This is a genomic window from Microbacterium foliorum (assembly GCF_003367705.1).
GTDB classification, from domain to species: Bacteria; Actinomycetota; Actinomycetes; order Actinomycetales; family Microbacteriaceae; genus Microbacterium; species Microbacterium foliorum.
This window is the reverse complement of the sequence record NZ_CP031425.1, coordinates 3,394,597-3,413,412: the sequence shown is the minus strand read 5'-3', so window position 1 is coordinate 3,413,412 and position 18,816 is coordinate 3,394,597. Positions and strand designations below refer to the sequence as shown.

The window sequence follows — 18,816 nt, the reverse complement described above, 5'->3', positions numbered from 1 at the left end:
GGGCGGGGCGCCGTGCGCCCGTGGGATGAGCGGGGTGGCCGCGGACTCGCCCGCTGAGCGGGGTGGCCGCGGACTCGTGGGGGGGCGGGACGCCGTGCGCCCGTGGGGCGGGCGGGACGCCGTGCGACCGTGGGATGGACGGGGTGGCCACGGACTCGCCCGCTGAGCGAGCGCAGCGAGACGAAGTGCGCTCGTCGGGCGGGCGGGGTGGCCGTGGACTTGTCGGATGGGCGGGGCGGCCGTGGACTCGCCCGCTGAGCGAGCGCAGCGAGACGAAGTGCGCCCGTCGCCAATTTGATAATGGTTCTCATTAGCGTCTAGAGTGGGCGACATGAAGAAGCCGCTCGTCGCCCTCGTCCTCGCATCCGCCGCCGCCCTCACGCTGGCCGGATGCTCGAGCGCCCCCGCCGGGGCCGGTGCGGACGACGGCACCATCACGGTGGCGGCGAGCACCAACGTCTACGGCTCCCTCGCCGCGCAGATCGGCGGAGACCGCGTCGACGTCACCTCGATCATCGAGTCCGTCACGCAGGACCCGCATTCGTACGAGGCCTCGGCGCGCGACCGTCTCACGGTGCAGAAGGCCGACCTCGTGATCGAGAACGGAGGCGGCTACGACGCCTTCATCGACACGCTGCTGCAGGATGCCGGCGACCCGCACCTGGTCACCGCGGTCGAGTTCTCGCACGACTACCCCGGCAATGAGGGTCACGACCACGCCGACGAGGAGAGCGAGAAGGGCGAGGAGCCGCATGACCACGATCACGCCGAAGGCGAGGAGGGTCACGACGGCCACGACCACATCGAGGGCTTCAACGAGCACGTCTGGTTCGACCCGCACACGATGATCCACGTCGTCGAGGCGATCGCCGACGAGCTGAGCGAGATCGACCCCGACGGCGAGAAGGACTTCACCGCGAACGCGAAGAAGATCGTCGACGACCTCGAGGGCTTCGAGACCCGGCTCGAGACGCTGAAGACCGAGGCCGGCGGCGCGAACGTGATCATCACCGAGCCCGTTCCCGGATACCTCGCCGCGGCCGCGGGACTCACCGACGTCACCCCCGACGGCTTCGCGGAATCGGTCGAGGAGGGCAGCGACGTCGCCCCCGCGACTCTGCTCGAGACGCTCAACGTGATCGACGGCGGAGACGTGCGTGCGCTGCTCACCAACGCGCAGACCGGCGGAGCCGAGACGCAGCGCGTCGAAGACGCCGCGACCGCCGCCGGCATCCCTGTCGTCGCCTTCACGGAGCTGCTCCCCGACGGATCGTCGTACTCTGAGTGGATGAGTGACGCGATCCAGAGCCTCGCCGACGCGCTCCAGTCGTGAGCGCCGCCGCCGACGCGCGGGCAGGAGCCGAGACGCAGGACCCCGTTCTGCATGTGCGCGGAGCCGCTCTGCAGCGCGGTGACCGTGAGCTGTGGTCGGGTCTCGATCTGACGGTGCAGCCGGGCGAGTTCATCGCCGTGCTCGGCCCGTCGGGCTCGGGCAAGACCACGCTGCTGCGGGCGATCCTCGGGTTGCAGCCCCTCTCGGCCGGCGAGATCACGGTGGCCGGCGGGCCGGTGCGCAAGGGAAACCCGCGCATCGGGTACATCCCGCAGCAGCGCTCGCTCGCCCCCGACACGAGCATGCGGGCCCGCGACCTCGTGGCGCTCGGGGTGCAGGGCAGCCGGTTCGGCGTGCCCGTGCCGCACCGGGGCGACCGGGAGAAGGTCGATCGGCTTCTCGAAGCCGTCGGCGCCTCGCACTATGCCGACCGCCGGGTCGGACTCCTCTCGGGCGGCGAGCAGCAGCGGCTGCGCGTGGGACAGGCGCTCGCCGACGAGCCCACGCTGCTGCTGTGCGACGAGCCGCTGTCGAACCTCGACCTCGCGAACCAGGTGGCCGTCACCGACATCATCGATCGGCAGCGCCGCGAGCGCGGCGCGGCCGTGCTGTTCGTCACGCACGACATCAACCCGATCCTCGGCAGGGTCGACCGGATCCTGTACATCGCCGGCGGGCGGTTCGTGCTCGGCACCCCCGAAGAGGTGCTGCAGACGCGCGTGCTCACCGCCCTCTACGGCACCCCGGTCTTCGTGCTGCGGGCAGGCGACCGTCTCGTCGTCGTCGGCGTGCCCGACGCCGAGCCCCACCACGACCACGCGCACGACCACGGAGGTGCCGCATGACCGTCGCGAGCGGCATCGTCGCGGCGGTCGACTGGAGCGACGTCTTCTCCTTCCAGGACTACGGCGAGCTCGTCGCCCTGCTCGCGAACTCGATCATCGCGGGCGCCGTGCTCGGCATCGTCGGCGGACTCATCGGCGTGTTCGTGATGCAGCGCGACCTCGCGTTCGCGGTGCACGGGGTCAGCGAACTGTCGTTCGCCGGAGCCGCCGCAGCGCTGCTCTTCGGCGGCAGCGTGGTCGCGGGATCCCTCGGCGGAGCGCTCGTCGCGGCCATCCTGATCGGCGTGCTCGGTGCGAAGGCCAGGGACCGCAACTCGATCGTCGGGGTGCTGATGCCGTTCGGCCTCGGCCTCGGCATCCTCTTCCTCTCGCTGTACGACGGGCGCAGCGCCAACCGCTTCAGCCTGCTCACCGGGCAGATCGTCTCGGTGTCGAGTCCCGATCTCGGCTGGCTGCTCGGCATCAGCATCGTGGTGCTGGTGGGGCTGCTGCTCATGTGGAACCCGCTGCGCTTCGACTCGCTCGATCCCGAATCCGCCGCCGCGCGCGGAGTGCCGACGCGTGCCGTCAGCCTGCTGTTCATGGTGCTGCTCGGGCTCATCGTGGCCGTGAGCGTGCACATCATCGGGGCGCTCCTCGTGATGGCGCTGCTGGTCACTCCGGCCGCCGCCGCGATGCGCCTCACCGCAGGACCGGTGGCCGTGCCCCTGCTCGCGGCTCTCTTCGGGTTCGTGTCGGCGGTCGGCGGCATCCTGCTCGCTCTCGCGGGCACGCTGCCGGTGAGCCCGTACATCACCACCCTGTCGTTCACGATCTACGTCGTGTGCTGGATCATCCAGCGCGCACGCGGCGGTGTGCGCCGCGTGCGCGCCTGACACTCCCAGGGCCCGGCAAGGGCGGCGCGCCTAGAATCGTGGGTATGGCTCAGCGGAACACCTGGCAGCGCGAGCGCGTGCGCGAAGCCCTCGCCGACGCGCGCGGCTTCGTCAGCGCGCAGAACCTGCACGCCGGTCTGCGCGACGACAACACCGGCATCGGCCTCGCGACGGTCTACCGCGCGCTCGCCGGACTCGCGGCGTCCGGCGACGCCGACTCGCTGCAGAGCCCCGAGGGCGAGGCGCTGTATCGCGCCTGCACCACGCAGGGCCATCACCACCACCTGATCTGCCGCAACTGCGGGCTCACCGTCGAGATCGAGGCCACCGACGTCGAGCAGTGGGCGCATCGCACCGCGGCACTGCACGGGTTCACGGATGCCGCGCACGTCGTCGACATCTTCGGGCTCTGCGCCTCCTGCACCAACAAGCGCGACGCCGAAGAGGCAGCGACCGCGTGAGCGCCCCGACCGCCACCCACACCCCGCACCCGCAACGGCTCTCCCGGCCGCCGCGCTCGCCGTGGGTCGGCGTCGCACTCGGCGCGGCCCTCGTGGCCGCCCTGTTCCTCGTGGACCGGTTCCTGCCCGAGCTGTTCACCGCCAGCCTTCCCGCCAGGGCCCAGGACGGCCTGACGCTCGCGATGAGCGTGCTGATCGAGGCGCTGCCGTTCGTGGTCCTCGGCGTGCTGCTCTCGATCGTGGTGCAGGTGTGGCTGCCCGCCGACGTCATCCACCGCTGGCTGCCGAAGCGCGCCTGGGCCCGTCGTGCGGTGCTGTCGCTGCTCGGCATGCTCATCCCGGTGTGCGAATGCGGCAACGTGCCGTTCGCGCGCGGGCTCATGATGCGCGGACTCGCGCCGGCCGAAGCCATGACCTTCCTCATCGCCGCGCCGATCGTGAACCCGATCGTCATCCTCACCACGCACGCGGCGTTCGGCTTCGACGACGGCATCCTCGTCGCCCGTCTGATCGGCGGATACCTGATCGCCAACCTCATCGGCTGGATCTACAGCCGCCACCCCGACCCGAACGCCATGCTCACGCAGCGATTCGTCGACACCTGCGAGCGCGTCACCCACGAGCACGGCACGCCCGTTCGCCGCAGCCTCACGCAGTTCCTCGTCGAGTTGCGCGCCGTGATGCCCGCGCTCATCATCGGCTCGGCGCTCGCCGGCGCCGTGCAGGTGCTGATCCCGCGTGACGTGCTGCTGGCCATCGGCTCGAACCCGGTGCTGTCGATCCTCGCGATGATGGCCCTCGCGATGACGGTCGCGATCTGCTCGAACGTCGACGCGTTCTTCGCGCTCTCCTTCGCCTCGACCTTCTCGTCGGGTGCCCTCGTGGCTTTCCTGCTCGTCGGCCCCCTCGTCGACGTGAAGATGCTCGCGCTGATGCGCACCACCTTCACCACCCGCACGCTCGTCGGCATCGTCGGCGTCGTGGTGTTCGCCGCCTTCGCGATCGGGATCGGGGTGAACGTCCTTGTCTGACCGAACGCATGACCGCACGCACGACCGTGCCGACCGACGCCGGGCGCTCGGCAGCCGCTGGCTGGGCATCGGCCTGGCCACGCTCGTCGCCGTCGTGACGCTCGGGCTCGGCCTGACCGGTCGACTGAATCTCTACATCAGCCCCGAGTCGATCTGGTTCGCGTGCGCGGCCGCCGTCGTGACCATCGCAGGCGCGATCTGGTCGTTCGCGCTGCCGCTCGGCGAAGAGGGCGATCACGGGCACGACCACGGGCACGCGGTGGCGGATTCGTCGGAGCACCCGGATGCCGCGCCGTCGCCCCGGCGCACCCTCGCCCTGGCCGGCACGGTCACCGGCGGCGTCGTCGCATCCGGCGTCGTGATCGCCGCGCTCGTGCTGCCTCCCGCGTCGCTGTCGGTCGAGCTCGCGATGTCGCGCGTGGGAGAGCAGACGGCGCTGTTCGCGGGCGCCGACGACGTGACCCTCGGCGTGGCCGACACCTCCACCTTCGGGGTGGGCGACTGGGCGAGCGTGTTCGCGACGGCCACCAACACAGCGGCATACGACGGCAAGACCGTCACGCTCACGGGGTTCGTCACACCGACGGATGCCGACGGCGTGAACCTCACCCGCCTGGTCATCACGCACTGCGTGATCGACGCGCAGCCCGCGACGCTGCCGGTGACGATCGATGCGGGCGAGTACTCGACCGGTCAGTGGGTGCAGGTCGATGGCACAGTGAAGGCCGACGTCGATGGATCGCTGCACGTCGAACCGACCACGGTGACCGCGATCGACGAGCCTCGGGACCCGTATGAGTACTGACGATCAGCGACCCGACGTGCCCGACGTTCCTGACGTTCCCGACGTGCCGCGCACGAGGGCCGAGATGCGAGCCGCCCGCGAGGCTGCTGCTGCTGCTGCTGAGGCTGAGGCCGCCCGTTCTGCGGATGCCGGCGGCGGAGCCGAGCGAGATGACGCATCCGGTGCAGAGGGGGCGCGTTTCGTCTCGCCTGCGGCTCGCTCAACGGGCGGGGAGGCGGTGCCTGCGGCCGGTTCGGTGGGTGGGGAAGCGGTGCCTGCGGCTGAGGAGGCGCGTTTCGTCTCGCCTGCGGCTCGCTCGACGGGCGGGGAGGCGGTGCCTGCGGCTCGCTCAACGGGCGGGGATGCGGTGCCTGCGGCCGGTTCGGTGGGCGGGGAGGCGGTGCCTGCGGCTCGCTCTACGGGCGGGGATGCGGTGGCTGCGGCTCGCTCAACGGGCGGAGAAGCGGCGCCGACGACGCCCGCTGCCCCGCGCGACCGCCGATTCCTGTTCGCCCTCGGCGCCGTGCTGGGCATCCTCGTCCTCGTCGGCGGCACGCTCGGGTTCGTCAGTCTGACGCAGGGGCCGCGCATCACCGAGGTGCAGGTGAACCCGAAAGAGGCGATCGAGTCGTCGGGCAGTCGCGTCATCCTCACGGCCAACCAGTCTCTCGCGACCATCGACGAGTCGCAGGTGACCGTCGAGCCTGCGGTGCCGTTCACCCTCGATGCGGCGGGCCGGGGCATCGGCATCCGCTTCACGGTGCCGCTCGACGACGACACCGACTACACCGTGAGCGTCGCCGATGCCGTGGGCGCGGGCGGTGGACCCTCGTCGACGCTGACCACGAGCTTCTCGACGCCGGCATCCACTCTGTTCCTGCTGCAACGTGACCCCGAGGGGAAGGACTCGATCTTCCGCACCGACCTCGCCGGCGAGGGCGTGAAGGTGTTCACCGCCGACAAGATCAACGACTTCCGCGCGACCTCGTCGCAGCTCGTCGTGTCGATCGAGGAGGACGAGGGATCCAAGCTCCTCGTCATGGACCGTGACGGCAAGAACTCGCGCGAGCTCGAACTGCCCGGCGTCGGATACGTCCGTGCGATCCAGGTCTCGGACCGCGGCGGCTACGTGGGGTACAGCTACTCCGACAAGGAGGTCAGCGACACCGAGGGCCGGGCGAGCGTGCTCGTCACCCAGTCGCTCAGCGGCGACGACGAGCCCGTGGTGACCGAGGTCGGCGACAAGGAGGCGAACATCTTCGTCTGGCAGTTCGTGCCGGACAGCGCGGCGGTGCTGTTCATCGACTTCGACGGGGCGCTGTCGCTGGTCGACCGCTCGACCGACGCGGGTGTGCAGTCCCTCGGACTCGCGACGACGATCCAGGGCATCTCCCGGGGCACCTACACGGCCATCGTCGAACGGCTCGACGGAACGGTGGTCGAGCTGAACCTCGCCGACGGCACCGAGGTGCCGCTCGAGCCGTCCGACCCGGACTACGGCACGGCGACCACGATCACGCCGTTCCCCGGCGGCACGCTGCGCCATGTGGTCGCGCGCGATGAGAACGGCATCCCCAGCGGTCAGGCGGTCGTGCGCGTCGACGACGACGGAAAGGCCACCAAGCTCGTCGAGGTCGACTCGTCAGACTCGATCCTGCAGGCCTGCGCCTCGCCCAGCGGTCAGTACGCCGCGGTGGTGGTCGCGCCGGACCTGACCGACAACCCCTACGACCAGATGCTGCTGCCCCTGCCGCAGAAGCTCGAGACGCACCTGCTCGATCTGCGCACCGGAGACGAGGTCGTCGCCCTCACCGGCTTCGACGCGTCGTGGTGCCAGACCGCTCCGCAGTTCTGACGTCATGTCCTCCGACGCCCTGCATCGAGCCACCCGCGCCGAGCTGAGCGGACTGGCGGCCGAGGTCGCGCCGCGGCTGCTCGGTGGCGAGCTGCGCACGGTGGTGGCGGATGCCGAGGTGCGAGTGCGACTGACCGAGGTCGAGGCGTACCACGGGCAGGGCACCGGCCCGCAGGCCGATCCCGGCTCGCATGCGCGCATGGGCCGCACCGCACGCAACGCCACGATGTGGGGCGAGCCGGGGCATCTGTACGTCTACCTCAGCCACGGCATCCACTCGTGCGTCAACGTCGTGTGCGGACCCGAGGGGCAGGCGGGCGGAATCCTGATGCGCGCGGGCGAGGTCGTCGACGGGGCGGATGCCGTCGCGGTGCGCCGCCGCGCAACGACGCCCCTGACCCGCACGGCGCTGCGCGACCTCGCGCGCGGACCCGGTCGATTCGGCCAGGCGGTGGGGCTGCGGCATCCGCTCCACGACGGCATCGACGCGGTCACCGGCGCGGAGTTCGAGGGTGCGCGTGCCGAGCTGTGGCTGCGCGATGAGCCGGTCGCCGACGTGGCGACCGGGCCGCGGGTCGGAGTGGCGGGCATCGCGGGGACCGATGCCTTTCCCTGGCGCTTCTGGATCGCCGGAGATCCGACGGTCTCGCCGTTCCGCTGGGGGAGGGGCGCTCAGGCCGAGTCCCTCCACACCACGGGCGTCGGCAGCAGGATGCCCTCGCGCGGTCGCTGATCGTCGCGCAGCTGCGCGAGGACGGATGCCGCCGCAGCCGCGCCGAGCCCCTCGGCCGGCTGGTCTACGGTCGAGAGCTGCGGGGTGGTGCGCGTCGCCCACGAGCTGTTGTCGAAGCCGATCACGCCCACGTCCTCCGGCACCCGTCGCCCGGCGTCGCGCAGGGCTCCCATGGCGCCGGCGGCGACCGCATCCGAGGCCGCGAACACGCCGTCGATGTCGGGCGCGCGCTCGAGCAGCCTGGCCATCGCGGCCGCGCCGTCGGCGTAGGAGTACAGCGGCACCTCCTCGACGAGGAACGGATCGAAGCGCGCGCCCAGCGCGTCGGTGAAGCCGGCGAGACGATCGGTGCCCGAGTCGCGGTCGAGGGCGGCGGCGATCATCGCGACCCGCGTGCGTCCGGTTCCGAGCAGTCGTGAGGTGACGGCACGGGCGGCGCCGCGGTTGTCGACGCCGACCCAGGCGGCATCCACATCGGGCGGGTGTCCGACGTAGGTCACCGGAAGGTCGAGGCGCATGACGGCCTTGGTGATCGGGTCCTGCGCGCGGGCCGAGACGATGACGGCCCCGTCGACGAACCCGCCGTTGAGGTACCGCGCGACGCGCTCGGTGTCGCGCACCGAGTCCACGACCAGGCACACCATCTGGTAGTCGGCCTCGGACAGCGTCTCGTTCGTCCCGAGCATGATCGCGCCGATGTTCGGGTCTTCGAGGAACAGCGCGTGCGGCTCGTGCACGATGAAGGCGATGGCCTGCGTGCGCTGGCGGACGAGGCTCTGGGCGGCCGTGTTCGGCACGTAGCCGACCTCGCGGATCGCCTCTTCGATCGCGCTGCGGGCGGAGTCCGAGACGTAGCCGCCGTTGATCACTCGGCTCACGGTTCCCCGCGACACCCCGGCCACGCGCGCCACGTCGTGCACGGTGCTGCGGCGGCGCGCGGAAGTACTCATGATCGACAGCCTAGCGACCCCGACTTGACGCGATTCGTCTCGCCATGCGACGATGTGTGCACGTTCACAGAAATCTGACCCGCTTCTTCTGCGGCCTCTACTGTGCACGTGCACACATGAACCGCAAAGGAGCGTCACCGATGGCCGCCGCTGTGTCCGACCGCATCGCCACCCTCTCCGCAGGGCGCGGCCTCGTCTTCGGATGCGACTACAACCCCGAGCAGTGGGACCGCAGCGTCTGGCCCGACGACGTGCGTCTCATGCAGCAGGCCGGCGTCGGACTCGTGGCGATCAACATCTTCGGCTGGTCGTCGATCAACCCGGCCGAGGGCGTGTGGGACTTCGATGCGCTCGACGAGATCATCGGCCTCCTGCACGACGGCGGCATCCGCATCAACCTCGGCACCGGCACGGCATCGCCCGCACCGTGGGTCACCGCCCGGCATCCCGAGATCCTGCCGGTCGGCGAAGACGGCACGGTCTTCCAGCAGGGCGGACGCCAGGGGTACTGCCCGAGCTCGCCGGTCTTCCGCGCGTATGCCGCCGAGGTCGTCACCCGCGTGGTCGAGCGCTACGGCGACCACCCCGCTGTGTCGCTCTGGCATGTGTCGAACGAGCTGGGCTGCCACAACGCGCTCTGCTACTGCGGCACGAGTGCCGAGGCGTTCCGCGGTTGGCTGCGCGACCGCTACGACGACATCGACGCGCTCAACCGGGCATGGGGGACCACGTTCTGGAGCCAGCGGTACAGCGATTTCGACGACGTGCGCGTGCCCGCTCAGGCGCTGTCACTGCGCAACCCCGGCCAGATCCTCGACTTCCAGCGCTTCAGCTCCGACGAGCAGCTCGCGCTCTACCGCGCCGAGGCCGCCATCCTGCGCAAGCGCAGCGACGTGCCGGTCACCACGAACTTCATGGTCACCGCCCACATCCGGAACCTCGACTACTGGACGTGGGCGGGCGAGATGGATCTGATCGCCAACGACCACTACCTCGACCGTCGCCTCGACGACCCCCGAGGCGAGCTCTCGTTCGCCGCCGACCTCACCCGCGGACTCGCGCAGGGCGCGCCGTGGCTGCTGATGGAGACCTCCACCGGCGCCGTGAACTGGCAGCCCTACAACCTCGCCAAGGCCCCGGGCGAGCTGCAGCGCAACATCGCCGCGCACGTCGCCCGCGGTGCCGACGGCATCTGCTTCTTCCAGTGGCGCGCCTCGACCCAGGGCGCCGAGAAGTACCACACCGCGCTCGTGCCGCACGCGGGCGAGGACTCCGACCAGTGGCGCGAGGTCGTCGCGCTCGGCGGTCTGCTCGAGCGTCTCGGCGAAGTCGCGGGCACTCGGGTCATCGCCGACGCCGCGCTGTTCTTCTCCTGGGAGAGCTGGTGGGCCACCGAGAACGAGGGGCGACCGAGCGAGGCGCTCACCTACCTCGGTCAGGTGCACGCCGCGCACGCGGCGCTGGCGGATGCCGGTGTCACCACCGATGTCGTGCGCCCCGGCGGCGACCTCGACGGCTACCGTCTGCTGATCGTCCCCGCCCTGCATCTGCTCAGCGACGCGGACGCGGCCGCCATCGCCCGCGCGGTCGAGAACGGCGCCACGGCGCTGATCACATTCTTCAGCGGCATCGTCGACGAGGAGGACCGCGTGCGCACCGGCGGCTACCCCGGCGCATTCCGCGACCTGCTCGGCATCCGCTCCGAGGAGTTCGCCCCGTTGCGCCCCGACGAGACCGTGTTCCTCACCGACGGCACGAGCGGCTCGATCTGGACCGAGAGACTGCGGGCGACGGATGCCGAGGTCGTGGCGTCGTTCGCCGACGGGCCCTCGGCCGGCGGCCCTGCCCTGACCCGCCGCACCGCGGGCGCGGGCGAGGCGTGGTTCGTCGCCACGCAGCCCGACCGCATCGCCTACCGCGACCTCGTCGCCCGCCTCGCCGCCACCGCGGGTGTCGTCGCGCATCCCGGCGGGAACCGCGACGTCGAGATCGTCCGCCGCTCGGGTGATGCGGGGAGCTTCCTGTTCGTCATCAACCACGGCGAGTCCGGAGCCGAGATCTCGGCCACCGGCCACGACCTCGTCACCGACGCCCCTGCGACGGGCTTCGTGCCCGCCGGGGCCGTCCGCATCATCAAGGAGGATGTATGACCACCACGCTCACCGCCCCGGCGGTCGCCTCGACGCCTCAGGCGTCGAGCCGCCGCCGACGGATCCCGCACAAGGGCGCCATCGCGTTCCTGATCGTGCCCTTCGGCGTCCTGTTCGTCCTCTTCTACGTCGTGCCCATCGCGTACGCCTTCTGGCAGTCGCTGCTCGTCGTGAAGCGCGAAGGGACGTTCGGCAAGGCCGAGCAGGTGTTCGGCGGATTCGCCCAGTACGCGCTGGTCTTCCAGAACGAGGCGTTCTGGAGTTCGATGGGCCGGATGCTGATGTTCGGCGTCGTGCAGGTGCCGGTCATGCTCGGCCTCGCGCTGCTGTTCGCCCTGCTGCTGGATTCGCCGCTCGTGCGCGGCAAGCGCTTCTTCCGTCTCGCGTTCTTCGTGCCGTACGCGGTGCCCGGCGTGATCGCCGCGATCATGTGGGGCTCGCTGTTCTCGCCCAACCTGTCGCCGTTCACCGCCATCACCAAGAACATCGACTTCCTCGGCGCCGACCTCGTGCTGTGGTCGATCGCGAACGTGGTCACCTGGGTCTACGTCGGCTACAACATGCTGATCATCTACTCGGCCCTGTTGTCGATCCCGCAGGAGCTGTACGAGGCGGCGCGCCTGGACGGAGCCAGTCAGTGGCGCATCGCCTGGTCGATCAAGATCCCGCTGGTGCGCCCCGCGATCGTGATGACCGCGATCTTCTCGATCATCGGCACGCTGCAGCTGCTCGCCGAGCCGCAGGTCTTCCGGTCGTTCAGCTCGGCCGTGACGAGCACGTTCACACCGAACATGACCGTCTACGCCACGGCATCCATCCCCAACACCAACCTGGCGGCCGCGTTCTCGGTCGTGCTCGCCGTGACGACGTTCCTGCTGTCGTTCGGATTCATGAAGTACATGCAGCGCAAGGAGCAGAACGCATGAGCACCATGTCGATCGTCGCCCCCTCCCGCTCGTCGCGCCGCAGCGGCTCGCGACCGCGGTCCGCTCGGGAATCGGGCATCTCGCGCACGGGCGCCATGCTGATCATGGCCGTCTTCACGGTCTACTTCCTGCTGCCGCTCTGGTGGCTGCTCGTCGCATCGAGCAAGGAGACCGGCGACATCCTCACCACTGCACCGCTGTGGTTCGCCGACTTCCACCTGTTCGACAACATCGCGGAGCTCTTCGCCTATCGTGACGGCGTCTACCTGCGCTGGCTGATGAACTCGGTGCTCTACGCGGCCCTCGGCGGCGCGATCGCCACCCTGCTCGCGGCGATGGCCGGCTACGCCCTGGCGAAGTACCGCTTCCCCGGTCGCGACCTGCTGTTCGACATCGTCCTCGGCGGCGTGCTCGTGCCGGCGACCGCGCTCGCGCTGCCGCTGTTCCTCCTCTTCAGCCAGGCACAGCTCACCAACACCTTCTGGTCGGTCTTCCTGCCCTCGATCGTCAGCCCGTTCGGTGTGTACCTGGCGCGGATCTTCGCGGCCTCCTCGGTGCCCGACGAGCTGCTCGAGGCGAGCCGGCTCGACGGCGCGGGCGAGATCCGCACGTTCTTCACCGTCAGCGTCCGTCTGATGACCCCCGCGCTGGTGACGATGTTCCTCTTCCAGTTCGTGGCCATCTGGAACAACTTCTTCCTGCCGATGATCATGCTCCGGTCCGAGGACCTCTTCCCGGTCGTCTTCGGTCTCTACAACTGGAACAACCAGCTGAACCAGCTGCCAGAACTGCGCGGTCTCGTCCTGATCGGCGCTCTGCTGTCGGTCATCCCGCTGATCGTGACCTTCCTCCTGCTTCAGCGCTTCTGGCGCAACGGACTGGGCGCCGGCGCCCTGAAGTGAGCAGGCGGTCGCCCGGCCACCCCCGGGCGACCTGCACCACCCGCACCACCCTCGCAACACACGCACCATCACACATCGCATCCACGAAAGGGATCGAAATGCAGCATTCGAAGAAGAAGGCAGCGGCCGTCATCGCCATCTCGGCGTTCGCGCTCGCAGGCTGCTCCGCCGGCGGCGGAGACAGCACCGGAGGCGACGCGGCCGTCGCCTGCACCCCGGCGGACGGCGACGTCACGCTCGAGTTCACCTCCTGGATCCCCGGCATCGAAGACGTCGTGAAGATCTGGAACGACGCCAACCCCGAGATCCAGGTCGACGTGCAGACCGGCCCGAACGGCAACGGCGGCACCTATCAGAACTTCTTCAACCAGATCAAGGCGGGCGACGCCCCCGACCTCGGCCAGATCGAGTACGACGCCCTGCCGAACTTCCTCGTGCAGGACGGCGTCGAGGACCTCAGCGCGTGCGAGGACGTCGTCGCCGCCGAGGACCAGTTCGTCGACTGGGCGTGGGGGCAGGTCACGCTCGGCACCGACAGCGTCTACGGCATCCCGCAGGACACCGGTCCCATGGCGCTGTTCTACCGCGCCGACCTGTTCGAGCAGAACGGCATCGCGATCCCGACCACGTGGGACGAGTACCGCGACGCCGCCGTGAAGATCCGCGACCTCGGCGGCTACATCACGAACTTCTCGCAGTCCGACATCAACCAGTTCGCCGGCTTCGCCTGGCAGGACGGTGCGCAGTGGTTCTCGAGCGACGACAAGGGGTGGACGGTCTCGCTGGCCGATGACGCCACCACGACGGTCGCCGAGTTCTGGCAGAGCATGCTCGACGACGACCTCGTCGCCACGGTGCCCGCATGGACCGACGAGTGGAACAACGCCTACAACTCCGGACAGGTCTGGACCTGGAACTCCGCCGTCTGGGGCGCCAACTCCATCTCCAGTGGCGCACCCGACACGGCAGGCAACTGGTCTGTCGCGCCCCTGCCGCAGTGGCAGGCCGGCGGCACCGCCGCAGGCAACTGGGGCGGATCCTCGACTGCCGTCCTCAAGGGCAGCGAGCACGTGTACGAGGCGACGAAGTTCGCCCTGTGGCTCAACACCTCCGACGAGGCGCTGACCGCGCTCGCCGACGCCGCCAACCTCTACCCGGCGACCACCGACGGGCTGACGCTGCCGGTCTTCGCCGACGGCGTCGACTTCTACGGCGGACAGAAGATCTACGACGTCTTCGCCGACGCCGCGACCCAGGTCTCTCCGGACTTCGCCTGGGGCCCGACCATGACCCAGACCTACTCCGACGTCTCCGACGGCTTCAAGGCCGCGGTCTCGGGCAGCGGCACGCTGCTCGATGCGATCGAGAAGGGTCAGACGGCGACCGTCGACGCGCTCAAGGCGGCGTCGATCCCCGTCACGGAGTAACACCCCACGGAGGCCCGCCCGTATGCTCACGGGCGGGCCTCCCTTTCTTCGTCTGGAGCGGCAATGAGCGCACTCGTCCACCTGACCTCGGCCGGCGTGAGCGTGGTCGTCGACACCGCCACCGCACGCCTGCTGCACTGGGGCGCGGCACTGCATCCCGCCGACCTCGACGCGCTCGCGCAGACCTCGACCGGGTCGGTGACCTTCAGCTCCTTCGACGCGCCGCGCACGCTCCCGCTGCTGGCCGTCGAGGCCGACGGCTGGTCGGGCGCCCCCGCACTCGCCTGGCACCGGGACGGCCTGCACAGCGCCCCGCTGCTGCGCGCGGGGGAGTGGGAATCCACCGCGACCTCGCTGCGCGGACGCTTCGCGGATGCCGGGGCCGCCGCCTCCGTGATCCTCGACCTCGATCTCGACGCCGCCGGAGTGCTGACCGCGCAGGTGACGGTAACCAGCACGGCCGACCCCGACGCCGCCCCGCTCGACCTGCTCGCCGCCCGCGTGCTGCTGCCGATTCCCGCCCACGCGACGGAGGTGCTCGACCACACCGGACGCTGGACGGGCGAGCGCAGCCCGCAACGCGGCCCCCTGCGTCACGGCGCGCATCTGCGGCAGGTGCGTCGCGGACGCGGCGGACATGATGCCCCCTACCTCACCGTGCTCGGCACCGACGGGTTCGGCTTCCGCCGGGGCGAACTGTGGGCAGCCCACGTCGCGTGGAGCGGCGACCTCGAAGTGGGAGTCGAGAGGCTCCCCGAGGGTGCGGGCGTGCACGGCGCGGTGCTCGGCGGTGGAGAGCTGCTGCTGCCCGGCGAGATCCGGCTCGGCGCGGGCGAGACGTATGTGTCGCCGCGGGTGTACCTCGCTTACGGGGAGGCCGGGCTCGACTCGGTGTCCGTGCGCCTGCATCGGACCGCTCGGGCGCTGCCCGGACACCCCGAGACGCCGCGACCCCTCGTGCTCAACACCTGGGAGGCCGTCTACTTCGACCACGACCCCGCGAAGATCGCGGCGCTGGCCGAGGCCGCCGCATCCGTCGGCGTCGAGCGCTTCGTGCTCGACGACGGATGGTTCCGCGGCCGCCCGGACGATCGCTCCGGGCTGGGCGACTGGTACATCGACGACGCCAAGTGGCCCGAGGGCCTCCGTCCCCTCGCCGATCACGTGCACGGTCTGGGGATGCAGTTCGGGCTCTGGTTCGAGCCCGAGATGGTGAATCCGGTCTCGGAGCTCGTCGCGCAGCATCCGGACTGGGTCCTGCAGGCGTCGCCCGATTCGCCCACCTGGCGGCACCAGAAGGTGCTCGACCTCGCGAACCCGGGCGCCGCGGCCCACCTGCTCGAGCGCCTGAGCGCGCTGGTGGCCGAGGTCGGCGTCGACTTCATCAAGTGGGACCACAACCGCGACCTGCACGCCGCGGTCTCGCCGCACACCGGACGCGCCTCGGTGCACGCCCAGACCACGGCGTTCTATGCCCTGCTCGACGCGCTGCGCGAGCGGCATCCGGCGCTCGAGATCGAGTCGTGCGCGAGCGGAGGCGCCCGCGTCGATCTCGGTGTCCTGCAGCGCACGCAGCGGGTGTGGGCCTCCGACTCGAACGACCCCGTCGAGCGTCAGCGCATCCAGCGCTGGACGGGAACCCTCGTGCCGCCCGAGGTGGTGGGCTCGCACGTCGGGCCCGCGATCGCCGAGACCACGCATCGCGCCGCATCGTTGCCGTTCCGCATGACGACCGCGCTGTTCGGCCATGCCGGCATCGAGTGGGACATCACCGGGTGCACGCCCGAGGAGCGCGCGGCGCTCACGCGCTGGACGGCGCTCTACCGCGAGCTGCGACCGCTGCTGCATGCGGGCATCACGGTGCGCAGCGACGAGGTCGACGACGAGACCCTGTTGCACGGGGTCGTCGCCCCCGACGGCTCACGCGGGGTGTTCGCCTGGGTGCGGCTGGGCACGTCGGTCGACGGGTTCACGCCGCGCACCCGCGTCCCGGGTCTGCAGGCGGGGGAACGGTACCGGCTTCGGATGCGCGAAGACCTCGGCGCGGTGGCTCGGCACCAGGTCGCGGATCCCGGCTGGATCGATGCCGGGATCGAGGCGACCGGGGCGTTCCTCGAGACCGTGGGCGTGCCGCTGCCGCTGCTGGCGCCGGGGTCGGCGCTGCTGCTCGAGGCCGTCCGTGTCCGAGCATCCGCCGTGCTAGACTGACTCCTTGTCTGCGCACACTCCTGTGCGCAGTTCGTGTGCTCCCCCCTCTGTTCCGATCCCTGAGCGTGTCTCAGGGCGGCGATGGGGGGTGGCGCGCAGACAAGGGATCTTGGGTGAGGCCGTCCGGCCTCACGGTATAGAAGGAGTCACATCATGGCAGCAGTGTGCCAGGTGACAGGAGCTGTTCCCGGCTTCGGTCACAACGTCTCGCACTCGCACCGCCGGACGAAGCGTCGCTTCGACCCGAACGTGCAGAAGAAGACCTATTTCGTCGCTTCGCTCGGTCGTAAGATCACCCTCAACGTGTCCGCCAAGGGCATCAAGGTGATCGACGTCCGCGGCATCGAGAACGTGGTCAAGGACCTCCAGGCGAAGGGTGTGAAGCTCTAATGGCCAAGAAGGCTCAGGACGTACGTCCGATCATCAAGCTGCGCTCGACGGCAGGTACGGGTTACACGTACGTGACGAAGAAGAACCGCCGCAACACCCCCGACCGTCTCGTGCTGAAGAAGTACGACCCGGTCATCCGTCAGCACGTCGAATTCCGAGAGGAGCGTTGATCAATGGCTAAGAAGAGCAAGATCGCTCGCAACGAGCAGCGCAAGGTCATCGTCGAGCGTTACGCAGAGCGTCGCGCCGAGCTGAAGAAGACCCTGGTCGACCCGAACGCCACCGACGAGGCCCGCGAGGCCGCACGCGTCGGACTGCAGAAGCTGCCGCGCAACGCGTCGCCGGCTCGCGTGCGTTCGCGCGACGTCATCGACGGCCGCCCCCGCGGTGTCCTCACGAAGTTCGGCATCTCGCGTGTCCGCTTCCGTGACATGGCACACCGTGGCGAGCTGCCGGGTGTCACCAAGTCGAGCTGGTAAGTCTCAGCAGACGAGCCGAAAGGGGCGAGGATCTTCGGATCCTCGCCCCTTTCGCCGTCTCCGCCCGTGTGGCTGTTCTGCCGGTGTGGCTGCCCCGTCCGTGTGGCTGTCCCGCCCCTTTCGCCGTCTCCGTCCGTGTGGCTGTCCTGCCGGTGTGGCTGTTCCGCTCGTGTGGCTGTTCCGCTCGTGGTGGTTGTCCCGCCCCTTTCGCCGTCTCCGCTCGTGTGGCTGCCCCGCCCGTGTGGCTGTCCCGCTGATGGGCGGACTTCTCCCCGGTCGGCTGATCCTTGCGCCCGAAGTCATCCGCCAATCGGGGATTTCGCCGCCGGACGCGCGGCAGCTTCACCGTCGGACGGGCGGACAGCCCCACCGTCGGACGGGCAGGCAGCCCCATCGCCGGACGGGCGGCAGCTCCGTCGCCGTGCGAAGGTGATCTGACACACCTGGATGAGGCGGGTGCGATGGCCATGGATGCGGCGGGCGGCGGCGGGGCGATGGCGGGCTGATGGCGGAGGAGTGGCGGCCAGGTGGCGGCCCGGTGGCGTGGCGGCCGATCGCAGGTGCTGAGGAGCATGGAGAACATGAACACGACACGGATCACCGCTCTGCGCCAGGCGCAGGGATGGACACAGGAACGGCTCGCGAACGAGAGCGGCGTAGGGCTCAGAACCGTGCAGCGGCTGGAGGCCGGGCAGGATGCCAGTCTCGAGACGCTGTCACTGGTCGCGGATGCGCTGCAGGTGCCCGTGCGAGACCTGTTCGCCGAGATCGATGATGAGATGCTCAGCAGTCGTGTCGACTCGCTGCAGCAGCGGGCGGACGAGCAGCAGGCCTCGCGTGATCGGATCGCGCACGCCTGGACGTGGCTGTACGTCGGCGTGGGCATCGTCTGCACCCTGCTCAGCTTCACGTTCTCGTACGGGGTCGTGCTCTTCCTCTCATATTGGGTGGGCGGGTACGCGATCCTCACTGCGCTGCGCCGCATCGTCCTCGAACCGCGACTCGATGCCCGCTATCCGCTCTCGAAGGAGACGCGAACCCGTCGCGCGACGCGCCGAGCAGCAGCGGCAGCGGCCCGCGACGACGACGGCGCACTCTCCGCGACGCCTGCCGAGCCCTGACGCCGCAGCGCCTGCCCCTGCGTCCGGGCGGACTCCTCCGCCGGGCTGGTCCCCCTCGTCATGGGGCGGACTTCTCCCCGGTGGGCGGACTCCCTGGCCGGAGTTCTCCGCCGGTCGGGGAGTTCTCCGCCGGGGGGAGTTCCGCCGGTCTGGTCCCCCCTCTGGTCCCCCTCGTCATGGGGCGGATTTCTCCCCGGTGGGCGGACTCCCTGGCCCGATTGCTCCGCCCGTGGGGGAGTTCTCCGCCGGTGGGGGAGTTCCGCCGGTCTGGTCCCCCCTCTGGTCCCCCGCGTCATGGGGCGGACTTCTCCGCGGTGGGCGGACTCCCTGGCCGGAGTTCTCCGCC

Annotated in this window: 18 protein-coding genes; 17 read left to right on the top strand and 1 reads right to left on the bottom strand. The window is 70.2% G+C overall.

Annotated features, from left to right (window positions below):
- Positions 1 to 331: 331 nt before the first annotated feature.
- From DXT68_RS16075 to DXT68_RS16040, 8 genes are read left to right on the top strand one after another with little or no spacing between them, the layout of a single operon-like run.
- On the top strand, positions 332 to 1,333 hold the full coding sequence (locus DXT68_RS16075; protein WP_045252484.1) for a metal ABC transporter solute-binding protein, Zn/Mn family: 1,002 nt from the start codon (positions 332 to 334) through the stop codon (positions 1,331 to 1,333).
- Positions 1,330 to 2,178, top strand: a complete 849-nt coding sequence (locus DXT68_RS16070; RefSeq protein ID WP_045252483.1) for a metal ABC transporter ATP-binding protein — start codon at positions 1,330 to 1,332, stop codon at positions 2,176 to 2,178. Before DXT68_RS16075 ends, DXT68_RS16070 begins: the two co-directional genes overlap by 4 nt.
- The gene (locus DXT68_RS16065; protein WP_174233220.1) at positions 2,175 to 3,053 is read left to right on the top strand and encodes a metal ABC transporter permease; all 879 of its coding nucleotides are present in this window, start codon (positions 2,175 to 2,177) and stop codon (positions 3,051 to 3,053) included. Before DXT68_RS16070 ends, DXT68_RS16065 begins: the two co-directional genes overlap by 4 nt.
- A gap of 44 nt (positions 3,054 to 3,097) precedes the next feature.
- Positions 3,098 to 3,514: a Fur family transcriptional regulator gene (locus DXT68_RS16060; protein ID WP_045252482.1), complete on the top strand. Its 417-nt coding sequence runs from the start codon at positions 3,098 to 3,100 to the stop codon at positions 3,512 to 3,514.
- Positions 3,511 to 4,545 (top strand): permease, encoded by a 1,035-nt coding sequence (locus DXT68_RS16055; RefSeq protein ID WP_045252481.1) that lies wholly within the window; start codon positions 3,511 to 3,513, stop codon positions 4,543 to 4,545. Before DXT68_RS16060 ends, DXT68_RS16055 begins: the two co-directional genes overlap by 4 nt.
- Positions 4,538 to 5,350 carry a TIGR03943 family putative permease subunit gene (locus DXT68_RS16050; protein ID WP_082068747.1) on the top strand — a complete coding sequence of 271 codons (813 nt, stop codon included), beginning with the start codon at positions 4,538 to 4,540 and terminating at the stop codon, positions 5,348 to 5,350. Before DXT68_RS16055 ends, DXT68_RS16050 begins: the two co-directional genes overlap by 8 nt.
- Complete coding sequence (locus DXT68_RS16045) at positions 5,340 to 7,184, top strand: hypothetical protein (protein WP_115760522.1); 1,845 nt, start codon at positions 5,340 to 5,342, stop codon at positions 7,182 to 7,184. Before DXT68_RS16050 ends, DXT68_RS16045 begins: the two co-directional genes overlap by 11 nt.
- A gap of 4 nt (positions 7,185 to 7,188) precedes the next feature.
- On the top strand, positions 7,189 to 7,917 hold the full coding sequence (locus DXT68_RS16040; RefSeq protein WP_045252954.1) for a DNA-3-methyladenine glycosylase: 729 nt from the start codon (positions 7,189 to 7,191) through the stop codon (positions 7,915 to 7,917).
- Here the strand turns inward: DXT68_RS16040 and DXT68_RS16035 are convergent.
- The gene (locus tag DXT68_RS16035) at positions 7,857 to 8,867 is read right to left on the bottom strand and encodes a LacI family DNA-binding transcriptional regulator (RefSeq protein WP_045252955.1); all 1,011 of its coding nucleotides are present in this window, start codon (positions 8,865 to 8,867) and stop codon (positions 7,857 to 7,859) included. The genes DXT68_RS16040 and DXT68_RS16035 overlap by 61 nt on opposite strands.
- Before the next feature lie 140 nt (positions 8,868 to 9,007).
- Between DXT68_RS16035 and DXT68_RS16030 the strand changes: the two genes are divergently transcribed.
- The 9 genes from DXT68_RS16030 (at position 9,008) to DXT68_RS15990 (ending at position 18,470) form a co-directional block, all read left to right on the top strand.
- Positions 9,008 to 11,017, top strand: a complete 2,010-nt coding sequence (locus DXT68_RS16030; RefSeq protein ID WP_045252956.1) for a beta-galactosidase — start codon at positions 9,008 to 9,010, stop codon at positions 11,015 to 11,017.
- On the top strand, positions 11,014 to 11,943 hold the full coding sequence (locus DXT68_RS16025) for a carbohydrate ABC transporter permease (RefSeq protein ID WP_045252957.1): 930 nt from the start codon (positions 11,014 to 11,016) through the stop codon (positions 11,941 to 11,943). The genes DXT68_RS16030 and DXT68_RS16025 overlap by 4 nt, the downstream gene beginning before the upstream one ends.
- Positions 11,940 to 12,845 (top strand): carbohydrate ABC transporter permease, encoded by a 906-nt coding sequence (locus tag DXT68_RS16020; protein WP_174233219.1) that lies wholly within the window; start codon positions 11,940 to 11,942, stop codon positions 12,843 to 12,845. The genes DXT68_RS16025 and DXT68_RS16020 overlap by 4 nt, the downstream gene beginning before the upstream one ends.
- Before the next feature lie 98 nt (positions 12,846 to 12,943).
- Positions 12,944 to 14,272: an ABC transporter substrate-binding protein gene (locus tag DXT68_RS16015; protein ID WP_045252958.1), complete on the top strand. Its 1,329-nt coding sequence runs from the start codon at positions 12,944 to 12,946 to the stop codon at positions 14,270 to 14,272.
- A gap of 63 nt (positions 14,273 to 14,335) precedes the next feature.
- Positions 14,336 to 16,480, top strand: a complete 2,145-nt coding sequence (locus tag DXT68_RS16010; protein ID WP_052677604.1) for an alpha-galactosidase — start codon at positions 14,336 to 14,338, stop codon at positions 16,478 to 16,480.
- 153 nt (positions 16,481 to 16,633) lie between these two features.
- Positions 16,634 to 16,870 (top strand): 50S ribosomal protein L28, encoded by a 237-nt coding sequence (gene rpmB, locus DXT68_RS16005; RefSeq protein ID WP_042540533.1) that lies wholly within the window; start codon positions 16,634 to 16,636, stop codon positions 16,868 to 16,870.
- Positions 16,870 to 17,040, top strand: a complete 171-nt coding sequence (gene rpmG / locus DXT68_RS16000; protein ID WP_017203558.1) for a 50S ribosomal protein L33 — start codon at positions 16,870 to 16,872, stop codon at positions 17,038 to 17,040. Before rpmB ends, rpmG begins: the two co-directional genes overlap by 1 nt.
- A 3-nt stretch (positions 17,041 to 17,043) precedes the next feature.
- Complete coding sequence (gene rpsN, locus DXT68_RS15995; protein ID WP_017829734.1) at positions 17,044 to 17,349, top strand: 30S ribosomal protein S14; 306 nt, start codon at positions 17,044 to 17,046, stop codon at positions 17,347 to 17,349.
- Positions 17,350 to 17,930: 581 nt separating this feature from the next.
- Complete coding sequence (locus tag DXT68_RS15990) at positions 17,931 to 18,470, top strand: helix-turn-helix domain-containing protein (RefSeq protein WP_082068812.1); 540 nt, start codon at positions 17,931 to 17,933, stop codon at positions 18,468 to 18,470.
- Positions 18,471 to 18,816 lie beyond the last annotated feature (346 nt).

Bases quoted from the DNA above. Each gene is read 5' to 3' on its own strand.
- rpmB (WP_042540533.1), top strand. From the start codon at position 16,634: ATGGCAGCAGTGTGCCAGGTGACAGGAGCTGTTCCCGGCTTCGGTCAC.
- DXT68_RS16025 (WP_045252957.1), top strand. From the start codon at position 11,014: ATGACCACCACGCTCACCGCCCCGGCGGTCGCCTCGACGCCTCAGGCG.
- DXT68_RS16065 (WP_174233220.1), top strand. From the start codon at position 2,175: ATGACCGTCGCGAGCGGCATCGTCGCGGCGGTCGACTGGAGCGACGTC.
- DXT68_RS16020 (WP_174233219.1), top strand. From the start codon at position 11,940: ATGAGCACCATGTCGATCGTCGCCCCCTCCCGCTCGTCGCGCCGCAGC.
- rpmG (WP_017203558.1), top strand. From the start codon at position 16,870: ATGGCCAAGAAGGCTCAGGACGTACGTCCGATCATCAAGCTGCGCTCG.
- DXT68_RS16035 (WP_045252955.1), bottom strand. From the start codon at position 8,867: ATGAGTACTTCCGCGCGCCGCCGCAGCACCGTGCACGACGTGGCGCGC.
- DXT68_RS16040 (WP_045252954.1), top strand. From the start codon at position 7,189: ATGTCCTCCGACGCCCTGCATCGAGCCACCCGCGCCGAGCTGAGCGGA.
- DXT68_RS16030 (WP_045252956.1), top strand. From the start codon at position 9,008: ATGGCCGCCGCTGTGTCCGACCGCATCGCCACCCTCTCCGCAGGGCGC.
- DXT68_RS16075 (WP_045252484.1), top strand. From the start codon at position 332: ATGAAGAAGCCGCTCGTCGCCCTCGTCCTCGCATCCGCCGCCGCCCTC.
- DXT68_RS16010 (WP_052677604.1), top strand. From the start codon at position 14,336: ATGAGCGCACTCGTCCACCTGACCTCGGCCGGCGTGAGCGTGGTCGTC.
- DXT68_RS16045 (WP_115760522.1), top strand. From the start codon at position 5,340: ATGAGTACTGACGATCAGCGACCCGACGTGCCCGACGTTCCTGACGTT.
- rpsN (WP_017829734.1), top strand. From the start codon at position 17,044: ATGGCTAAGAAGAGCAAGATCGCTCGCAACGAGCAGCGCAAGGTCATC.
- DXT68_RS16015 (WP_045252958.1), top strand. From the start codon at position 12,944: ATGCAGCATTCGAAGAAGAAGGCAGCGGCCGTCATCGCCATCTCGGCG.
- DXT68_RS16060 (WP_045252482.1), top strand. From the start codon at position 3,098: ATGGCTCAGCGGAACACCTGGCAGCGCGAGCGCGTGCGCGAAGCCCTC.
- DXT68_RS15990 (WP_082068812.1), top strand. From the start codon at position 17,931: ATGAACACGACACGGATCACCGCTCTGCGCCAGGCGCAGGGATGGACA.